Source organism: Flammeovirga sp. SubArs3, assembly GCF_947387565.1.
In the GTDB taxonomy this organism is placed as follows: domain Bacteria; phylum Bacteroidota; class Bacteroidia; order Cytophagales; family Flammeovirgaceae; genus Flammeovirga; species Flammeovirga agarivorans.
Genome location: NZ_CANDOA010000003.1, coordinates 17,422 through 37,691, shown reverse-complemented (window position 1 = coordinate 37,691; position 20,270 = coordinate 17,422). Strand labels below are relative to the sequence as shown.

At 34.6% G+C, this 20,270-nt stretch carries 16 protein-coding genes; 7 read left to right on the top strand and 9 right to left on the bottom strand.

All coding sequences use genetic code 11. From position 1 onward, the window contains the following. The first annotated feature begins 102 nt into the window (after nt 1-102). The 4 genes from QL232_RS09330 to QL232_RS09315 all read left to right on the top strand — a co-directional run bounded on the left by QL232_RS09330 (nt 103) and on the right by QL232_RS09315 (nt 5,148). Nucleotides 103-636 carry a Crp/Fnr family transcriptional regulator gene (locus tag QL232_RS09330; protein WP_281613923.1) on the top strand — a complete coding sequence of 178 codons (534 nt, stop codon included), beginning with the start codon at nt 103-105 and terminating at the stop codon, nt 634-636. Between the two features lie 62 nt (nt 637-698). Further along, a complete protein-coding gene (locus QL232_RS09325; RefSeq protein ID WP_281613922.1) occupies nt 699-1,271 on the top strand; it encodes a DinB family protein in 573 nt (190 codons plus the stop codon). A 411-nt stretch (nt 1,272-1,682) separates the two neighbouring features. Further along, a complete protein-coding gene (locus QL232_RS09320) occupies nt 1,683-3,422 on the top strand; it encodes an ABC transporter ATP-binding protein (RefSeq protein ID WP_281613921.1) in 1,740 nt (579 codons plus the stop codon). 217 nt (nt 3,423-3,639) lie between these two features. Beyond that, nucleotides 3,640-5,148, top strand: coding sequence for a SulP family inorganic anion transporter (locus QL232_RS09315; RefSeq protein ID WP_281613920.1), 1,509 nt, complete (start codon nt 3,640-3,642; stop codon nt 5,146-5,148). Between the two features lie 45 nt (nt 5,149-5,193). Here QL232_RS09315 and QL232_RS09310 read toward each other — a convergent pair whose 3' ends face one another. Then, complete coding sequence (locus tag QL232_RS09310) at nt 5,194-7,509, bottom strand: outer membrane beta-barrel family protein (RefSeq protein WP_281613919.1); 2,316 nt, start codon at nt 7,507-7,509, stop codon at nt 5,194-5,196. Nucleotides 7,510-7,855: 346 nt separating this feature from the next. Here QL232_RS09310 and QL232_RS09305 point away from each other — a divergent pair, with 346 nt between their 5' ends. Continuing rightward, complete coding sequence (locus QL232_RS09305) at nt 7,856-8,455, top strand: hypothetical protein (RefSeq protein ID WP_281613918.1); 600 nt, start codon at nt 7,856-7,858, stop codon at nt 8,453-8,455. 55 nt (nt 8,456-8,510) lie between these two features. Here the strand turns inward: QL232_RS09305 and QL232_RS09300 are convergent, their stop codons facing one another. Continuing rightward, complete coding sequence (locus QL232_RS09300) at nt 8,511-8,873, bottom strand: hypothetical protein (protein ID WP_168882884.1); 363 nt, start codon at nt 8,871-8,873, stop codon at nt 8,511-8,513. 143 nt (nt 8,874-9,016) lie between these two features. Here QL232_RS09300 and QL232_RS09295 point away from each other — a divergent pair, with 143 nt between their 5' ends. After that, nucleotides 9,017-9,733, top strand: a complete 717-nt coding sequence (locus QL232_RS09295; RefSeq protein WP_281613917.1) for a hypothetical protein — start codon at nt 9,017-9,019, stop codon at nt 9,731-9,733. Nucleotides 9,734-9,789: 56 nt separating this feature from the next. Here QL232_RS09295 and QL232_RS09290 read toward each other — a convergent pair whose 3' ends face one another. Together QL232_RS09290 and QL232_RS09285 are read right to left on the bottom strand one after the other, a co-directional pair. Then, nucleotides 9,790-10,800 carry a 2-hydroxyacid dehydrogenase gene (locus tag QL232_RS09290; protein WP_168882882.1) on the bottom strand — a complete coding sequence of 337 codons (1,011 nt, stop codon included), beginning with the start codon at nt 10,798-10,800 and terminating at the stop codon, nt 9,790-9,792. 250 nt (nt 10,801-11,050) lie between these two features. Then, nucleotides 11,051-11,827, bottom strand: coding sequence for an MOSC N-terminal beta barrel domain-containing protein (locus QL232_RS09285; protein WP_281613916.1), 777 nt, complete (start codon nt 11,825-11,827; stop codon nt 11,051-11,053). A 135-nt stretch (nt 11,828-11,962) separates the two neighbouring features. Between QL232_RS09285 and QL232_RS09280 the strand changes: the two genes are divergently transcribed. Continuing rightward, complete coding sequence (locus QL232_RS09280; protein ID WP_168882880.1) at nt 11,963-12,379, top strand: hypothetical protein; 417 nt, start codon at nt 11,963-11,965, stop codon at nt 12,377-12,379. A gap of 58 nt (nt 12,380-12,437) precedes the next feature. On the opposite strand, the gene QL232_RS09275 is transcribed toward QL232_RS09280, so the two are convergent. The 5 genes from QL232_RS09275 to QL232_RS09255 form a co-directional block, all read right to left on the bottom strand. Then, nucleotides 12,438-12,848, bottom strand: a complete 411-nt coding sequence (locus QL232_RS09275) for a DUF1761 domain-containing protein (protein WP_168882879.1) — start codon at nt 12,846-12,848, stop codon at nt 12,438-12,440. A gap of 55 nt (nt 12,849-12,903) precedes the next feature. Next, nucleotides 12,904-13,560 (bottom strand): SCO family protein, encoded by a 657-nt coding sequence (locus QL232_RS09270; protein WP_281613915.1) that lies wholly within the window; start codon nt 13,558-13,560, stop codon nt 12,904-12,906. Next, a complete protein-coding gene (locus QL232_RS09265) occupies nt 13,550-14,152 on the bottom strand; it encodes a toxin-antitoxin system YwqK family antitoxin (RefSeq protein WP_281613914.1) in 603 nt (200 codons plus the stop codon). The genes QL232_RS09270 and QL232_RS09265 overlap by 11 nt, the downstream gene beginning before the upstream one ends. Beyond that, entirely contained in the window at nt 14,124-14,984 is an 861-nt protein-coding gene (locus tag QL232_RS09260) for a YHYH protein (RefSeq protein WP_281613913.1), read from the bottom strand. Before QL232_RS09260 ends, QL232_RS09265 begins: the two co-directional genes overlap by 29 nt. 169 nt (nt 14,985-15,153) lie before the next feature. After that, on the bottom strand, nt 15,154-20,190 hold the full coding sequence (locus tag QL232_RS09255) for a glycosyl hydrolase family 18 protein (protein ID WP_281613912.1): 5,037 nt from the start codon (nt 20,188-20,190) through the stop codon (nt 15,154-15,156). Nucleotides 20,191-20,270 lie beyond the last annotated feature (80 nt).

Genomic DNA, 20,270 nt, shown 5'->3' with positions numbered 1-20,270 from the left:
ATATTCTTGAGATATACTTTATAGATGCTAATTTTAAAAGTGTAGATTCGTTTTTCTTATCGCGAAATTAAACGTTTTTTTAGTATAACAAGACTTTCACTTATGAAAGAAGCTCAACTTTTAGAAAAAATCATTACATCAGATCTGCTCCCTTCTAAAGAGAAAGTTTTTAAAAGAGGTGAACTATTACAAGAAGTAAATTCTATTGCAAATGAAGTCTTTGTGATAATAGAAGGTGCAGTTCAAGTGATATTTCATGATAAAGAAGAATATATTATCCGTTTGGGATATAAAAATTCTATTATCGCTGCAATTCCTGCTTTCTTTTACGATACTCCTACTAACCTAAGTATTGAAGCAATTCGAACTTGTAGAGCAAAAGTGATTAAAAAGAAAGACTTTGATCAAATTATTGAGACGCATCCTGAATTTCAAAAAGGATTACAATACCTTCTTGTTGATCTTATTCGCCAACAAAGTGAGAGAGAAATAGATTTACTAATCAATTCCCCTAAAGAAAGAATACGAAGAGTCATGGAACGCAGCCCTCAACTTTTCCAAGAGGTCCCGTTAAAATATATAGCTACCTACCTACGCATGTCTCCTGAAACTTTAAGTAGAATTCTAAAATCTTGATCTCAATCAAGATTCTTTGTCGATATTCTATTGAATTTTGGGTAACACTAAATCTCAATACTATGAAAGTCAACCAAGAACAATTTTTACAACAACTAATTGAAAACGTTGAAGACAACCTAACTTCTGTCAATGAGTACATGGAGTTATCTGATGAGGAACTGAATACTAAATACGATGAAAAAAGTTGGAGTATTCTTGAATGTATGGAACATCTAAATAGATATGGAGATTATTATATCCCATATTTAAAGAAAGCGATGAATACATCACCTCAAAAAACAAAAGATATTTATAAAGGAGGATGGCTTGGAAATTATTTTGCCAATATGATGCAACCAAAAGGCGGAAGTATCTCCAATAAAATGTCAGCCCCTTCAGATAAAAATCCAATTGGAACAACTCTAGATCGAGTAGTACTTAGTGTTAGAAAAGAACAATGTACACAACTACTTGAGATTTTAGGGCACTCTTTTGATAAAAATATAAATAAACCAAGAATACCTATAAGTATAAGTAGAGTGATCAGACTAAAATATGGTGACACCTTACACTTCTTAATTGCACATGACAATAGACACACCCTACAAGGTGATAGAATAATGTATTCTATTTCTAACAAAAACACCATTTAAAATAGGTGATTTCTATTATTTCATACAATAAATTGCAGTATTAGATGAAAACACTGAATTGAATAAAGAATATCAATGTAAACAGATACATGCATTTACAATTTTTTGTACTTTTATAATGAACCAAAAGTTTATAGACCCATTATTAAAGACATTAATATACCCAAATACTAACTATGATTACACAATTACTGTGAAGCCTGTTCAAAAAGAACAGGCTTATTTTTTTCCTATTTTTTATAAAAAATCTATGTTAGTCTAGTTCTCACTATATTCTGTAAAAAATTAATCTAAGATTAGTCGAAAAAGAAGTTTTTTTCATTACCGGAAAGTATCAAATTATTGAAATAAAATTGGTAGCTTTAATTAACACTGTCGGATTTTACAATCAAATTTCAATTCCCAACCAACATGTCTAAAAAGAAGGTTTCAATCAGTAAAGTCTTTAAAGAAATAGTATGGCCAAGAAGAAAGTTGCTATTAATAGGACTACTTCTAATTATAATTAACCGTTTGTGCGGGCTTGTTCTACCGGGAGCAAGTAAATATTTAATGGATGATGTGATTACCAATCAAGATTATGAAATGCTCAAAAAGTTAGTCATGGTGGTTGTCCTTGCCATATTTTTCCAAGCATCCACAGGTTTTTTACTTACCCGACTTCTTTCGGTTGAAGCACAACGACTAATTGCCCATTTAAGAGCAAATGTACAACGTCATGTCATCTCTTTGCCAATTAGTTATTTTGATAATACTAAATCTGGAGTTTTGGTTTCTAGAATAATGAGTGATGTTGAAGGTGTCCGTAACTTAGTCGGAACAGGATTGGTACAACTTATAGGAGGAACGATTACAGCTATTATTTCTTTGGTATTACTAATAAAAATCAGTTGGTCCATGACTGTATTTGTTCTCGTTCCTGTTTCCATTTTTGGGATGATTTCGATGAAAGCCTTTCAATTTATACGACCGATTTTCAGAAAACGCGGCAAGATAAAGGCGGAAGTAACAGGTAGACTCACGGAGTCTTTAAATGGTGTCAGGATAATTAAGGGTTTTAATGCTGAAGAAGAAGAAAATAGGATCTTTGAAGAAGGTGTAGATAAGCTATTTAAAAACGTTAAGAAAAGTCTGACAAGTACGGCAATTATGACAAGTTCGTCTACCTTTTTACTGGGTATAGCGTCAACAGGTATTATGGGTATTGGTGGATATAAAATTATGCAGGGAGAGTTAACCATTGGTGATTTCCTAGCCTTCACTTTATACTTAGGTTTTATGATTGCCCCTATCGTTCAGATGAGTAACATCGGAAGCCAATTAACAGAAGCATTTGCTGGTCTAGATAGAACAGAGGAAATAATGAATGAGGCAAGTGAAACGGATGACCCTTTAAGGACAGAAGAAGTTAGCGACCAAATTAAAGGAGATATTGAACTTAATAATATTGAATTTGCTTATGAAGACAATAAAAATGTTCTTCACAATATTTCATTTAAAGCTAATGCTGGATCTATTACTGCCTTGGTGGGTTCATCGGGTTCTGGTAAAACAACCATTGCAAGCTTAATTGCTACATTCCTTAACCCTACTTCTGGTTCTATTACATTAGATGGACAAGATTTAAGAAAAGTACACCTACCTAGTTTCAGAAAGCACTTAGGTGTTGTTTTACAAGATGATTTCCTATTTGAAGGAACTATTGAAGAAAACATCAAATTCTCCAACCCTGACGCCACCAATGATTCACTATTAAAAGCTGTAAAAGCGGCTTATGTAGACGAATTTACGGATCGATTTGAAGAAGGCTTGCAAACCGTTATAGGAGAAAGAGGTGTAAAACTATCTGGAGGGCAACGTCAAAGAATTGCTATCGCCAGAGCCATTATTGCTGATCCAAAAATCATTATTCTAGATGAAGCAACTTCTAGCCTTGATACTGAAAGCGAAGCTCTAATTCAAAAATCCCTTAATGTTCTAATGAAAGGTAGAACTACCATCGTTATTGCACATAGACTAAGTACTATTCAAAAGGCAGATCAGATCCTTGTTATGAATCAAGGAGAAATTATTGAAAAAGGTACGCACCAAGAACTTATCGATAAAGAAGGGCGCTACCATGAATTGTATAAATACCAGGCTAGAATTTAATTTCATATCAAACATTAAAAACACAAAAGAATCATAACATTAATAATTTCAGATATTATTCAATAAAATAATAATTTATGTTTAATATTAAACTTATTAAGTTAAGAGACTAAAAATAGAAAAAAGGTCATTGTGATGGTTAATAATAGACTCTTTATTTGTAGTGAATTACATACAATTTACTTATTTAATTATTTGTCTATTATTAACTACTACAATGAAAACCAATACTTTATTTAGTAACATCAACAAAGACTTTCCTGCAAGTATAGTGGTGTTTCTAGTCGCCCTACCACTATGTCTTGGAATTGCTCTAGCATCTGGGGCTCCATTATTATCGGGTATCATCTCTGGAATAGTTGGTGGTGTTGTTGTCGCATCCTTTAGTGGGTCTGCAATTGGTGTAAGTGGCCCTGCCGCTGGTCTTGCGGTTATTGTTTTCCATGCCATTGATGACCTTCATTCGTTCGAGGCCTTCTTATGTACTGTTGTATTAGCAGGTGCTATTCAGATTGTACTTGGCTTTTTAAAAGCAGGGGTAATTGGATACTACTTCCCTACATCTGTCATTAAGGGTATGCTCACTGGTATTGGGGTAAACATCCTAATACAACAAGTTCCTAATGCTTTAGGGTATGTCGGTCCAGAACATGAACTGACCTTATCCTTATCAAACATTACATTTGGTGCTATCCTTGTTTGTGCAGCTTCTTTGTTTATTCTTATTATTTGGGACAAACCCTTTATGAAAAGAAACAAAATTGTTGCTCAGATTCCTGCTCCATTAATTGTAGTTGGTTTTGGTATTGGGTATTACCTGCTTACTCAAGGTAACCAAGAATGGGGATTAATGACTGACCAACTTGTTCAGATTCCAGTGATTCATAATTGGGATGAATTTGTCGCTACGTTCCACTTCCCTGATTTTTCTGCAGTATCTAATCCGAAAGTATATACAATTGCATTTACCATGGCTATTGTTGCTTCTTTAGAAACTTTGCTATCGGTAGAAGCGGCAGATAAGTTAGATCCACAGAAGAGAAATACACCAACTAATCGAGAGTTAATTGCACAAGGAACAGGTAATATCATTTCTGGTATGATTGGAGGATTACCAATTACACAAGTAATTGTGAGATCATCTGTGAATGTCAACTCAGGAGGAACATCTAAGTTATCGGCAATTTCGCATGGTATTTTACTATTTATCTGTGTTCTGGCGATCCCAGAAATATTAGATTTTATTCCATTAGCTTGTTTAGCTGCGATTTTGCTTCAAGTAGGTTATAAATTAGCAAAGCCTGAAAACTTCAAAATGATGTATTCAAAAGGCTGGACTACTTTCCTACCTTTTATTATAACTGTAGTCGGTGTAGTATTTACCGATTTATTAGAAGGTATCGCTTTGGGCTTAATTGTCTCGGTAATTGAAATTGTCTATAATTCAATACAAAAGCCAGTGGCCGTAGCTTTTCAAGCTAATACTACCGATCAAGGACCGATTAATATTGAACTATCACAACAAGTATCCTTTTTAAATAAGGCTAAAATCAAAAAAATACTAGATGAGCTACCAGAAAATTCTGAAGTGATCATCAACACATCTAAAAGTGAAAGTCTTCATACTGATGTGAGTGACATTATTGACCAATTTATAACTGAAGGATCATTAAAGAAAAATATAAAAGCTTCTTTAGTGAGTAGTCCTCAACAACAATTGGCATAAATAAAAAAGTCATCCTATCTGAATCGAATAGGATGACTTTCTTTTTTATATCGAATAGAAAGACCAACTAAAACCTAACCTCACCTGAGACGGTAAATCTAAATCATACTCACTCTCAAATTGAGGTGAATAGGTCTCTCGATAATATCTTCTAGTTTGAAAAATATCTTGTGCACTTACCCATATTTTACCTTTTCGTTTTGCAACATATCGGGATACATTGACATCAACACCACTGGCCGGTACTAAATTACCATTGTACTCAATTTTCTGAGAAACATAATACCCTACAATTCTAAATCGATAATGTGTAAAGAACTTAGCTTTATAAGTCATTTTTGCATTGTAAACCCAAGCCGACAACGGTAATCTTTCATCTACTCTTTGGTTATAAATGTCTTGGTATAGGTTTCCGGAAAGAATGATGGATTGATTTTTTGCAACGTGCCAATGTATATACATACTTGTTCCAATGGTATGCTTATCAACGACATTATCAAAGGTGGAAATAATAGTATCCCCTTTTGTCTGATAAACCCTTTCAACCCCATCCATAATATTTCGATAAAACAGCCCTAACCTCGTCGACACCTTATCTTGCTGATTGGTAACATTCAATGACAACTTCTGAAACTTCTCCAATCCTAAATTAGGGTTACCAAAACTAATAAATAACGGGTTATTATCATTTACCAGAGGGTTCATCTTGTATTCAGAAGGGGTGTTCATTCTAAATGAGTAAGAGATATTTCCCATCCAGTTCTCATTGAACTTCTTATTCAAACTTGCATTTGGATTGATCACTAAAAATGAATTATTCGTATCAAAAAGTGTATCAGGTGCTGCCACTTCTGAAGTAACGATGGAATTTTCAACAACCGCTCCTACATTGAAAGATACATCATTGTAAAACTTATAATTCCAAGAAGCATACCCTGAGAACTTCTGATTTAGGTAGTCGGTATTCTGAGAACCTCTACCTCTCTCTTCCTGATCGCCTTCTGATGTGATATTGTAATACTTTTCATTCGTTTTTTGAACTTTGGTATAGTTTCTAAAACCTGTTGTTAAAGTACTTCTTTCATTAAAAGGGTGGATATATTTTAAAGATGCAAAGTAGTTTTGTGCAGGTCTTTCTCTTTCGGTAATTCTCGTATCATTATAGCTCCACAAATCCTTATCTACATTGTAAGTATTCGTTCCATTACTATTGTATTGATCGAAAGAATCCATAGACCACCTTGCTCTAAAAAGAAGTTTTCTACCTTCCTGCATAAAGTGCTTATCATAATTTAGCTGGGCTTGCAGCTTATGAGTAGTTCTATCATTATAAATAGACCTGTAGTTGATCCTAGGGTTAAGATTATCTACGTCTGTATTTTCTAAATATTCTACTTCATCTCCTTGTAATTCATGTTCTCTTTGCTGCCAAGTAAGAAGTAATTTCAGCTTATCATTTGCAGAAAGAGCATAAGAAGTAATCCAATTGACATTATAGTTCGTTTGCTTTGTTACATCATCTCGAACCGCTTCTCTATAATTTTTATCGTAATTTAAACGACTACTTTCTCTTGAAGTTGGTGTTTCTATGTTCTGGTAGCTTAGGTTTAGTGTTGTTGCCCAACGATCATTAGACCTCGATACATTAACATTACCTTTGTATTGTTCTGGCATACCACCTTGAATTTGTACTCTTGCATGGTTACCCAACTTTACGTTTTCTTTCAAAATAATATTGATAGCAGAACTAGCAGAAGTATATTCAGCTGGTGGATTATTTAGCAATTCCACCCTATCGATCATTTGCATGGGGATCTCCTCCAATGGATTCTCCAAATCCGATTCTTCACCATTGACTAGAATAACGACGGTTTCGCCATTTGATGTTACTTCGCCATTTTCATCAATCGTTACAGAAGGCATACCTGAAATGATATCCTCCATATCTGTTCCACCGTCATCATCAACATTAAAACTCATGCCGTTGGTTGTCATGTTTACGTTTTCTCGTTCGGCGGTTACGGTAACCCCTTCTAGTTCCGTAATATTCGATTCTAATAAAACTTTACCCAATGAAATGTCCAATTCATCAGTAACAGATATTATCCTTTGGTAAGGCTTATAGCCTGTAAAGACAAATCTTAAAGTATATTCATCGTAGCCTTTTGCAGACATCGAGAATTTACCATCAAAATCGGTAGTAGTCACTGCATATATGCTATCTCCTTTTACCCATGCGATATTTACAAAAGGCAGTAGTTCGTTTGATTCTGCATCTAACACAATACCGGATATATTTTGTCCAAATCCTGGTAGTGCATAAAAGATGATGCAAAATAAAGTAGTCAAAATTCTTCTCATCTCAAGAAAAAGTTGGTTGTTGTTCACAATTAATATTAAATGCTTCGGTATTCTTACAAATTTACTTATTGAAAATTATCATACTCATCTGCATCCTTATTATTTGTTAAAATGAATTATAACATACAACAAATAGATTTTCAGAAACAATTTTGTATCAATATCTTATGGAAATGGTCAAAATAGGTTTTGTGTTTGTTCAAAATAGTTCAGTTTTCATTCAAAAAACGACTTTTAAAACCATTTAATACAATAAAATCTTATTTAAGTTAAATTTATTGAATTTCTCTACTTATCTTTGTGACAACTAAATATAAATCCTACAACCTATTCACTATAACTATAAATGATCAATCAAGGTATTAAATATATCATTTCACTTTTTCTTTTCTTCACCATAAATACGCTATTACAAGCACAAAGTAATTTTATGGTAAGCTATACCAATACAAAAGCTGTTGGTGATGAACAAGTACTTGACCTCAATGGGGTTAATATTGAATGGAGAACTTTTATCAAGAAATCCAATTTCTCTGCAAGTATCAGTGCTGGATTTCAAATGTCTGCTCGTTCAGATTTTAATAGAGAGATAGATTCTGGCATCATTAGTAGTGATGTGAAAAACTTAAGAATTGTGCCTACTACATTCGGTATCAATTATCATTTTAGAAAAGGAAAGTTTTTCGAACCATATATTGGGATCAGTGGAGTCTCTTACTATATGACTAGAGATTTATACTTCTCTCTCCTCAGACAGACTCAAGATAATAGACAGACTGCTACTTTAGAAGAATGGAATTTTGGTATTTCTCCTGAAGTTGGCGTCATTACAAAAATATTTGATAAGGTAAATGTATTCGCTAATATAGAATATCACCATGTATTTGGAGATAAGCCACCATTTAACTTTCAATTTATGAGTTTTAATGTTGGTCTTATTTTCTAATAAAAAAGCCATCACAAACTAAATTGTGATGGCTTTTCTAATATACTATTTTTTACTACATAGCATACTCGTTGATAGGCTTGATAAACTTCAACTTATTGTTTTTGAATTTCAATAAGTCTTTTCTACCTCTACCTAACGCAATACCTTCGTAGTCTGCAATAATCAATTTCTTTTTCCCAGCATCTTTGACCGTTAAAGTGATAAACTTAAAAGGAGAATCTTCGGGAGTAATAATAATTGTTTCTTTACCCGACTTAATTTTTTCTTTGATATAGTCAATGTATGGGTAAAGATAATCGCTCTCGTCTAGGCGCTTTTTCTTCATGTATTCTCTGGTCTTAATTACAATACCAGTAGTTAATGCTGCACCTGCCGCGATTGCTGTTACTAATGTAGTTGCCTGTTTTCTTTTCATAATCCTCTAAATAGTTTTCGATAATATTAAGATACGATGAATTTGGAGAATTGTTTAATGATTTTCATTTATTATAGAATAATTTTTTCCATGATATCAATATATTGAAACAAAACCTTTACAATCCATTGATTTACAACATTATGAAAAAATTATTATCTATAATCCTTCTCCTTTTCTCTCAATTTTCCTTTGGGCAATCCTTTGTTCCTGCCCTTTCTGTATCAGGAATGGTCTCCGCAAAGTCTGCCTATGTCATAAAAAATGATGGTACTAAAATAGAGGGTAAAGTAACTTCTGCATCCCTGACAAATAATATCTTAAAAACGGTAACGATGAAAACAAGTGATGGAGAAAAGATGAAATTCAAGGCGGAAGATATTAAACAGTTTGCTGTCGTTCCAAAAGATCTATTTAAGTTTGAGCAATCTATGACTGCTGGCTCAATCAAAGAATTAGCAGGTAGAGATTTTGCTGATGTAGTCGACCAAAGCCATGTGTATTATGAACAAGCTATACTACCTGGGAAGAAAAATAAATTTGCTCTTATGCAATTACTAAACCCAGGTTTTGATCATGTTGTGAAGATTTACAAAGATCCCAATGCAAAACAAACAGGAGGTATTGGAGTTGCTGGAGTTAAAGTAACTGGCGGTATTGATAAATCATATTTGGTTTGTGATACAGGATCTAATAGAGCGGTCTTAATGGAAAAGAAAAAGTATAAAAAAGAAGCCCAGAAAGTGATATTTGATAAATGTCCTGAAGTCTTCAATAAATATTATGCTGGCGAAAAATTTCAATGGAAAGATTTTGCAGAGCATGTTTACGTTTATGATCAGCTATGTGCAGATAAATAACAAAAGGGTCGCTTCATAATATTTGAAGCGACCCTTTTTTCTATATTTAGAATGAACTATGCTTTAATAGCTTCTGTGCCCACTCTGTTTACTAATTCTTCTCCATTTTCATAGGCAGTTAAGTTACCTAATGTTACTCTTGCAATTTGAGTTAACGCTGTATCTGTAAAGAAAGCTTGGTGACCTGTTACCAATACATTAGGGAATGCCATAAGATTCATCATTTTCTCATCTCTGATTAATGTCTCTGACAAGTCTCTGAAGAATAGTTTTTCCTCTTGCTCATAAACATCAATGCCAAGGTAACCTAAATGACCTTTTGATAATGCTCTAATTGCTGCTTCTGTATCAATTAATCTACCTCTTGAAGTATTGATCAACATCGCTCCTTTCTTCATTCTCCAAATCGTGTGATCATTAATGATATGGTGTGTTTGAGGAGTTAATGGACAGTGTAATGAAATAATATCCGATTGATCAAGTAACTCATTTAATGAAACATATTTAAGTGTTCCATTCTTTTCTAATTCTTTGTTAGGATATAAATCGAAGCCTACCACCTTACAACCTAAACCTGTCATGATATTTGCGAAAATCTGCCCAATTTTACCGGTACCAATAATACCTACAGTTTTTCCATGAATATCGAAGCCAGTTAAACGGTCTAATGAGAAGTTACCCTCTCTTACTCTGTTGTATGCTTTATGTGTCTTTCTATTTAAAGTAAGAATTAATGCTAAAGTGTGCTCAGCAACTGCATATGGTGAATAAGCAGGTACTCTTAGGATTACAATACCATGCTTTTCTGCTTCTTCTAAATCTACATTGTTAAAACCTGCACAACGAAGAGCAATAACTTTTACACCAAAATCAGCAATAATTTTAATAGTTTCTGCATCAACTACGTCATTCACAAAAACACAAACAGCATCAAACCCTTTGGCTAATGGAGCAGTTTTAACTCTTAATCTAGATTCAAAAAATACTAACTCGTGATTAGTGCTAACTCCTTCTAGCTTAAAAAATTCTTTATCGTATGATTTCGTACCAAAAATAGCGACTTTCATAATAATATCTTATTTGTAAAACAGTAAATTTTATATAGTAAAAATAAGAGAATATTTTAATATACAATGATGATTTTCATTGACTTAAATATCATTTTTTACACTTAATTACACCACTTTTTTATAACAACATTAAAGACTGGCAATTATTTATTTAGTTTTCAAGTGTTTATAAAAATGTTAAAATATCACTTATTGATCCAATAATCATCAAAATAATAGTGATGAAGGGAAAAATAATTCTGATCCCTTAAACTGTTAATTCAAATTGAGATGAAATTACTTTCCCTGCCGATGCTGAAGGGATATTAAGTACTATTCCACACATATAAGCATGAGCATATATTTGATTACTTAATAGATCAGGTTGTGTCGCTAATCTATTTTGCAAAAATTTCTTCTGGAAGCCTTTAATTACTTCTCCTGTATAAGAGTCTCTTGTAGGTACTGGACATCTTTCACAGGGTTTATAGCCATTAAGCTGTACATTATTAATAAAGAAAGGTTTGGGGTGTTGCTTATCAACTCCCATCAGTTCATCCTCTTGGAAAGCATATTCACTGTTTATAATAAAGTTCATACGCATTCTCCTATTTACTTCTTCAGGGTCTAAATCAAACCACTCACCTACTAATTGGAAAGTTTGGTTTGATACGAGACTCGCTCCAACATTTCCTCCATTGTGGTCAGGGAAACCAGTTGAAGTGTTTTCTAAAACATGAACTTCCTCCTTAAAATATTCAGATAAAAATGCATTTAACTGTGTATAATCTCCTTCTAATAGAAAGTTTTCTTTTGAAGCATCACCAATACCAAGGGCAACTGTTTTATTATCCAAGTCAAACTCAGACCTTAATTGATGTACAGCTGGATATTTTTTTCCATTGACTGTTCTACCATCACTTTTTCGATGAATTGCCCACCTTCTATCATTTTCTAATGTTAAGCCATCAGTGATTTTAACTTCATCCAAAACTACTGGATCTAAGGATTTGATAGGGAAAATTTGAATTCTTTCTAGTTTCATGGTAAAAATCTTTGTTGAAAATGGAAAATCGTGACAAAAGAACAGAATTATTAGAATTTTAACAAAATAAATGAATCTATTCAAATTGTATTACGTTTAAATCATTAACCATATACATCACTAAATAGTAAAACCATGAAGCATTTAATTCTAAAGAACGAAATCCACCTTGGCTGTCTATCAGTAGTACCTGAAGCAACCAAAATGCCTATTTCTCTCGGAGACATTATGGCTTACATGAACTTCCCCAACAATGAAATCGCAAAAAATGTTGTGGAAAGAGTATTCAATGAAAACTCGGGAAGCGTAGAAAATGAAGTGATGGTCAGAGAGTATTTCAATCAAAAATTCAATGTTGATGAAATTTTGAAATCTGCTCATTACAAATTTAATCATCAACCAAATACAAAAGAGGAAGCTGATGCTTATCTAGCTGAAGTGAACCTTGCTTGGGATGATTTTCTAGTAAAAGTAAATAACGGTTTAATGCAGGTGAGGTATTCATTACTTGATAGAATGTATACTTCTAGTGCAAATAGCCTATACCAATAATTATTATATATGCTGTTTTATTAAAAAGGCTAACTTCTTTTTTGAAGTTAGCCTTTTTTTAGTGCCAAGCGCCTATAATCGCACCTTGTATGGTGAGGAAGGTAATCTGATACCCTGCATCTATTAACCATAATTTTATACTTCTTCGTTGATATAAATAGTTAATACCCATTGACATTCCAACGAACATAATTCCAATTAGAAAGCCATGCATTGCTCCTTGTGTAACGTCGATAGTTGCCCCTGCATGACTGATTAGCATGGATATGCCAAAAGACATAATTAGCATGAGAACAAAGCTAGTCCCAAAAATGACAGCCATATTTGCTTCCTGTAAATATTCATCAGTAAAGCCTAATTCTTTTTGCCAAGCTTTTCCAAAAATGGCTGAATACCAAATTGCTCCTAAAATAAAAGAAGCAACTGCTGCTACTAATACAGCTAAAAAATTAATCTGAGAGAAGTCCATAGTTTGAAATTGAAGTAGAATAATATCAATCTTTAATATACACTTCTTCAAAGTATTACCCAAAAATATTCTTTTTCTTCTCCGCTTTTAATGCTTCAATATCTTTTGCAAGTTGTCTCATATCCAGCTTTATGGTACCATTGTAGATTCCTCTGATCCGTTTATCAGCATCTACTAAAATAACATGTTCGGTATGAAGAAAATCTGTAGAATCTTTTGTAAAACCTAGATCCTCTTCGGCAAAATAGGATTGTCTCGCCAGTTGATAAATTTCACTTTTATCTCCCGTTAGAAAATGCCAATTTTTAGATTGGATCTGTTGCTTCTCAGTATACTCTTGTAATACTTCAACATTATCTATCCAAGGCGTAACACTATACGACAAAATAGCTACCTCTTGATCATCACTATATTCCTGATCTATTATTTTCATATGATTGGTCATCACAGGACAAATACTTCCACAGCTTGTAAAAATGAAATTTGCCACATGAATTTTCCCTTCTATATCTTTTTGAGTGATTTGTTGATTGTGTTGATCAAGGAATGAAAAATCGTTGATTTCATGAGTGATCTTGCGATCAATATCTTTTTCGTTATTTAGAAAAATAGGTGTAAAATCAGGTGTATTATAAAATGGCAATTCTTTTTCCTGTGATTGACATGAGAATAATACTATCGTAAATAATATCGTGATGAATCTATATTGCATTGTCGGATACGTTTATACAGTTCTTGGTCCCAAGTAGTCCATACCTCCTTCCGTCTTTTATTACATAGTTGGCTTTTATCTTGCCGTTGTCATACCAAACTTTTTGAGGTCCTTCTTCTTGGCCTAAATGATAATTTTGATCTCTTATTAAAATACCGTCCATTGTCCATGCTTTAGAATTTCCTTCATAAACATCATTGGACAATTCATAATGAAATTTTAAAGATCCATTCTGGTAGAAACCTTTATGATTTCCTTCTTTCTTTCCTAAATGGAAAAAACGTTTTTCTTTCATAACATGGTCAGGATAATATCTTGACCATTGCCCTTCTTTTTTTCCTTTATAATACCTTTTTACTCTTAGTGTATCACCGTTGGAATAACTCCAATAAATTGCACCAGAAAAAGGTTGTTGATTTACATAAAATATTCCTCCCATTGCTTGATGGCTGACACTATCAACATGTACAGTGGGCAGATATTTGAAATCAACTATGTTCTCCTCCTTCTTGCCTTTTTGACAAGAGGAGAAGAAAATAATTAGGAAAAATAAGGTGATATATTTATTGAGTACTAGTACCTGGTGTTCCATAATATCCATTTCCATTGATGTAAGGATCTTCCGCAGTAATATGGTAATGATAAATACCATCAGGGTAATCTTCTGTTGCATGTGAGTGACCATGATAATCATCTAGATCATCATTAGTTACTGCTACATTATTCTCCATTGGTCCGTATACAGGGAAACCATCTAATAAGAAACCTAATAAACCATCTTGTCCTATCGATTCTTGTTCCGTTAAGTAATTAGGCTCAAGGTGATAATGGTATACTCCTGAACTCTGTGGGTGACCATTGTATTGATCAAAAGAATAAATCTCATTGGTCAACGGTTGATTATTCGGACCCGCATACTGGTTAAAGAAAGCCACTCCATTTAAAGCCACTCCCATAGTTCCTAAAGCAGTCGCTTGATGATCTGTAGCCTCTGTTGGATATAATGGTATTCTTACTGTTCTATCTACAGATTGAATTACGTTAGGGTTTTGGTTGAATGATCTTTCATCATTTTCTTCATAACGGTCTTGCCATTCAGAACCATCATAATATGGACTACCATGATCTGGAATACCCTCCATTTCGATCACTACATAGTCTCCATCTTTGTAGATATCTGTAGCTCCATAAATTTTTCTATATACTGCTAATTCATCGTCAGTGTCTATTTCTGAATCTGTATCTTCATCGGTATCAGAGTCAGTTTCTTCTTCTGTTTCAGAATCATCCGCATCAGAAGCTTCCTCTTCACTGTCCGTATCTGTTTGAGAAGTTGGATCCATAGTGTCATCAGCTTCGGTAGATGAGCAGCTAGAAAAAGTAAATCCAATTAAAAAAAGTAGTATAATCAGTTTGTACCTCATAGTAAATTAAGTTTAAGTAATCTTTGTGTTCTTTTCAGTAAAAGAATAAGAATTGGTAGTTGTACTCATTTTAGTTGAAAAAATTTACGAAAAAATCATGCTAAAATAAAAAGGCCCTACCAAATGGCAGGGCCCACACTATATCACATATTGTCTAATGATCTGAATATTATCTCTTTATAATTCTTTCAACAATCTGCTGATCGCCTACATTAATTTTAACTAGATATACTCCCGAAGGTAATTTTCCACCATCTAACTGAATAGTAGTACTACCCTTTTCAACATCTTGTGTAAATGATTCCATTAATCCTCCTTGTACATTGAATACCTGAAGATTTAATACTCCACTTTTCTGTGCTGTAATATTTACTTTAGTGAAGTTCGAGAATGGATTAGGGTAACTTACGGCTTCTAATAGCTCTTTCGAAAGGCTATTGTCAGTAGTTATTCTTCTTACATTACTCGATAAAGCAGTATTCATTGCTGAAAGTAGACTTAATGAAGGATCTTCTACATCAAAAGTAAGTTCCCAAATAATAGTGCCTTGTAAACCATTGCTTTGTGCATAAGACACCTTAGCAGCAGCACCTTTTGGTGTTTCAAAATAGATCTTTCTACCATCTTCAGCACCAACAAAACCACTTAATTGATTTGGATCTTGTGGATCATAAGAAGTTGCTGCATCTGGATATAAATCTAAAATTTCGTTGTATCCAATGAAGTAGAATCCGTTCGCTCCTTGACCAGCATCTTTCTTCGTTAATGATAAATCATATCCGTAGAAAGGCACACCAATTGTCAATTTGCCTTTGTTTACTCCATGACCAGAACCTTGCCATGTAGACCACTCTCCACTCCAATATTTCAATGAAGTTTCTACTGAGTAGATTGGATTATCAGCCGATGCTTTAGTATAATTGCTGTTATCCACTTCATATAAAGATGAGTGAGGGCCAATAGGAGAATCATCCCATGAGCCTGTAAAGTCATATGTCATTAGACCTAACCAATCTAAATAACCTACTAGACCTGCATCATAGTTATTACCATACCAAGGCGTTGCAAAAACTGCACTTGACAATAGTAGAGATGGACGTTTAGCTCTTAATTTTTTAGCTAATAAAGTAAGACCATAAGATGCAGGGTGAGCACCTTGCTCAACTTCTCCACCCCACTTGTCTGTTCCTCTTGTTCTACCACCTTGCTCAGTAGTACCTGGAATTGCAGGATCTGCCCACCAGCACTCAAGGTCTAAATCAATACCGTCAAGATTATATTTATCTACAAAAGCTAATAATTTATCAGCAGTAACATCAATAATTGCAGGATTAGACTTGTATTGTTCCATTACTTTCAAGAAACCATAATCTATGGCTCCACCTACAGCAATTGAGATCGTCGCCCCTTGAGCATGTGCTTTAGGTACGATAATAGGAAGTAATGAATCTAAGACATGTTGAGATTCAGCAGAGAAATCACCGCTTGCAAAGTCACTAGCTGTATACGCAGTACCCTCTTTCATATCAAACTCAAGGAAAGCAACATTTACATGAGTTACTTTTGAGTAATCAAGATCTCCTGGTGATCCTTTCCATGTAGGAACATAGCCAATAATTCTTTGAGCACCCGTTGGAGCTGGAGCAAATGGACCTGTTAGGTTAATAGAACCGTCTGCGTTAATATCATTCACTGATGATTGTGTAAACGATACTACTTTAGTTGCAGTTGTATTATTTCCTTGAGCATCTGTTGCAGAAGCTGTAATCACATAGTTACCAAATGAAGAAGGAGTAAATGTTGTTGACTTACCTTGAGTAGTGGCTCCATCAACAGTTAATGAAACATCTGTTACTTCTCCATTTTCATCTTGTGCATCCACCTCAATATCAATCGTAGTTAAAGCTGTGTATGTATCACCCGCTGGATGAACAAAAGTGATTGTAGGAACAACATCTCCTAAACCTCCGTTTCCACAAACTTCACCAGTCGCTTGCCAAGGATCACCATTGCCTGGCTCGTTCCCTTGTGTCCACCATTTTGCACTATAGATGTTTCCGTTGAAAACTACCTGATCACCACCTGTATAAATTGTTTCACTATCCCATTCAGGATGAGGACATTCTACAACAAATGGCACTTCTTTTACATTTACTGACGCAGCAGCAGAAGCAGTTAATCCATCATTATCTGTTACTGTTACCTCTACCGAGTAGATACCATAAGCATTTACTTCGTAGTTACCTTCGTTTACAACAATTCCATTCACTGTATATTCTACAGAAGCAATTGTTCCATCTTCATCTGATGACGTTGAAGATAAAACCAAGTTATATGGTAAAACCGTTTCAACTGTACCTGAAGCAGGGCTATCTAAGCTCACTACTGGAGCTAATGGTTGTGGCTCCGTCAATACAATTGTTGCTGAAACAGAAGATGATTGATTATCATTATCTGTCACCGTTGCTACAATAACGTATTCACCGTAAACAGAAGCATCAAATGAATTACCAGATACTTCTGTACCATTTACTGTAACGACTACAGAAGTAACACTACCATCCTCATCAGAAGAGTTCGTTGATAAATCAATAGCATATGGTAAGGTATCCACCATTTTTGTCTCTGATTGAAGAGAAACAAAAGATACTGTAGGAGCTACAGGTTGTGGTGCTACCAATGTAACTTTCACTAGATCTGATGCTGTTTGACCATCGTTGTCTGTAGCTGTCACAGTGAAATTATACTCCCCTAAAGCTGTGATATCAAATGTTCCTTCTGAAATTGATGTACCATTTACTGCATATTCAACTGAAGTGATTGTACCATCTTCATCCGTAGCATCCGCTACAACATTTACTGAGTAAGGGAATGAAGTTACTTCAACAGTTCCTGCATTTGGTGTTACAAAAGATACCTGAGGAGCAATTGGACCTACTGAACAAGGACCAATAGTTTTCCACCAGTGTTCAGCTGTACCTGGAGTTACGTTGTAAAGATTTCCAACAACTGCCTCATAGATTACTCCTTCATAACTTACTTGATCTCCTGAGTTGTAGATCATAGGGTAACCTTCATATTCTGCTACATCTCCACAGTTTCCACCACCTGTAGAAGTTTCTTCTTTAACCGTAATTGTTGATGATGCTGTAGCTGATGCTCCTTCATTATCTGTAACCGTTACGTTGATTGTATATGATCCAAAAGCCGAAGGAGTCCATGAAGCAGGAGAAGCAGTAAATGTTTGTCCATCAACTTCAATACTAGTTGAAGCAATTGTACCGTCTTCATCATTTGCATCTACTACAATTTCAATCGCTTCTAAAGTGGCTACCGTTAATGTTGAAGCATCTGCAGGTGCAGTAATAGCTACTGTAGGTGCTACATTTGGAGTTGAAGGATCTACCACCACTACTTTAGCTACTTTTGTTGTTGTTTTTCCTTGATCATCTGTTGCCACAACTGATATAGTTTGCTCACCATATGCTGCAGGAACAAATGAAGCAGAATAAACTCCTTGATCTAAAGTAGCCGTTACTTCAACATCGTTTACTTTAACAACTACAGATGCAACAGACATATCATCCGATGCTATAAATGTAAAGTCGATCGATGTTAAATCAGTTTGCTCAACTGATTCTGGTGCTGTGATAGCAACAACTGGAGCTGGATTTACAGGACCTGCGTTTTCAGCAAATACCTTGTTCACCACATGAACTAATTCTGGAACGGTACCTGGGCATGATGGATATCCACCAATTTTTCCTGTTTCTGGCCCTACTTTCCAGTCTGTATACACTTCCCAGATAATCACACCTCCAATATTGTTATCAGTGATATATTCTGATTTTAAAGTGATAGACTCTTCATCATCATAAGAAGTAAAGTAGTTATTACCACCAGACGATTTTGTCATATACGGCACTTTTGCCACATCATCCCAATGTCTTGTCCATTCACCCGAAGCCAATGCTTCTTGGATTTGGAAGAAATATGGCGAACCTTCTGTTGCCCCCCAGTTATTTAAATCTGAAGCAGAACTTACAGGTCCATCAACAGAGAAAGTAACATCTTTTTTGATCGTAGGAACATTTACACCTGCGGCTCCATCAGTAACAACTCCTCTACCATAGAAAGCCATACCCATGTTTACTTTCGCAGGATTTACACCTAATGAATCTCTTAAGTAAGTAAACGTTAAATCCCATGAGAAATTACCCCACTCTTCTCCAGGGTAAGGATATAATGGAGAGTTATGACCTGCAATACCAGACCATCCACCATGAAAATCATAAGACATCATGTTGTAATAGTCCATTACTTTGTCCAACTCTTCCCACTCTAAATTCTTTAATTTAGCTGGAGCAGCAGAGAAAGCAGCTGTAACCAAACGATCAGGGCCAACTAACGCTCTAATCTCTTGCATAAGTACAGTAAAGTTGTGGTAATCATCTTCTGTACCTGTAAAGTTCATCCCTGCGAATGGACCTGGATATTCCCAGTCGATATCGATACCATCAAAACCGTATTCATCAATAAGGATTTTACAATCGTCAAGAAATCTTTGTTTTTTAACTGGATCAGCAGCCATTTCTGGAAAGTGCTTACACATAGACCATCCACCAATAGATGCCATTACTCTGATACCATTATCATGAGCAATTTTAATCATACCTGGTGTTGGATATTCTGTAAGTGGCCATTCTCCTTTCTCACCTGTTTCAGTTCTTATCCAACCATTGTATGCACCACTTGGTTTAGGCTCATACCCTAATTCATATAGAACATCATCCCATCCCCAAAATTCTTGAGGAGAACCCAAAACCATCGCTTGGTCATGAGATGAGTACTTATCTGGATGTAATAGATCTGCTGGCTGTTGAATCGTTCCTTCTTTATAGATCTGTTTGTTTCTTAAGTCTCCACTATGTAGAGAACCGTCAACCGCAACACCGAAGAAAGAGAAATTTAAAATAGTATACTGAGAGTAATCAATATTATAGTGATTTAATGATCCTTTCGGAATATTAAAGTCTTGGCCTTTCCATGCATCCCAGTTGGGAACATAACCAATAACTTCTTTTTCATGATCGTTGATAGAGTACGGAGAGCCTGAGTCTATTTGAGACCATACTCCTGCAATTGGCAACATTATCATGAGCCAAGTAAGAATTCCCATTCGGAATTTCTTGTGGATGTTGTTCATCTTTTTGATAGTTAGATTTAAAATGTAGTAGCTAATTAGTTTCTGATATTTACCTAGGATTCATCTAGAAGATAATGTGG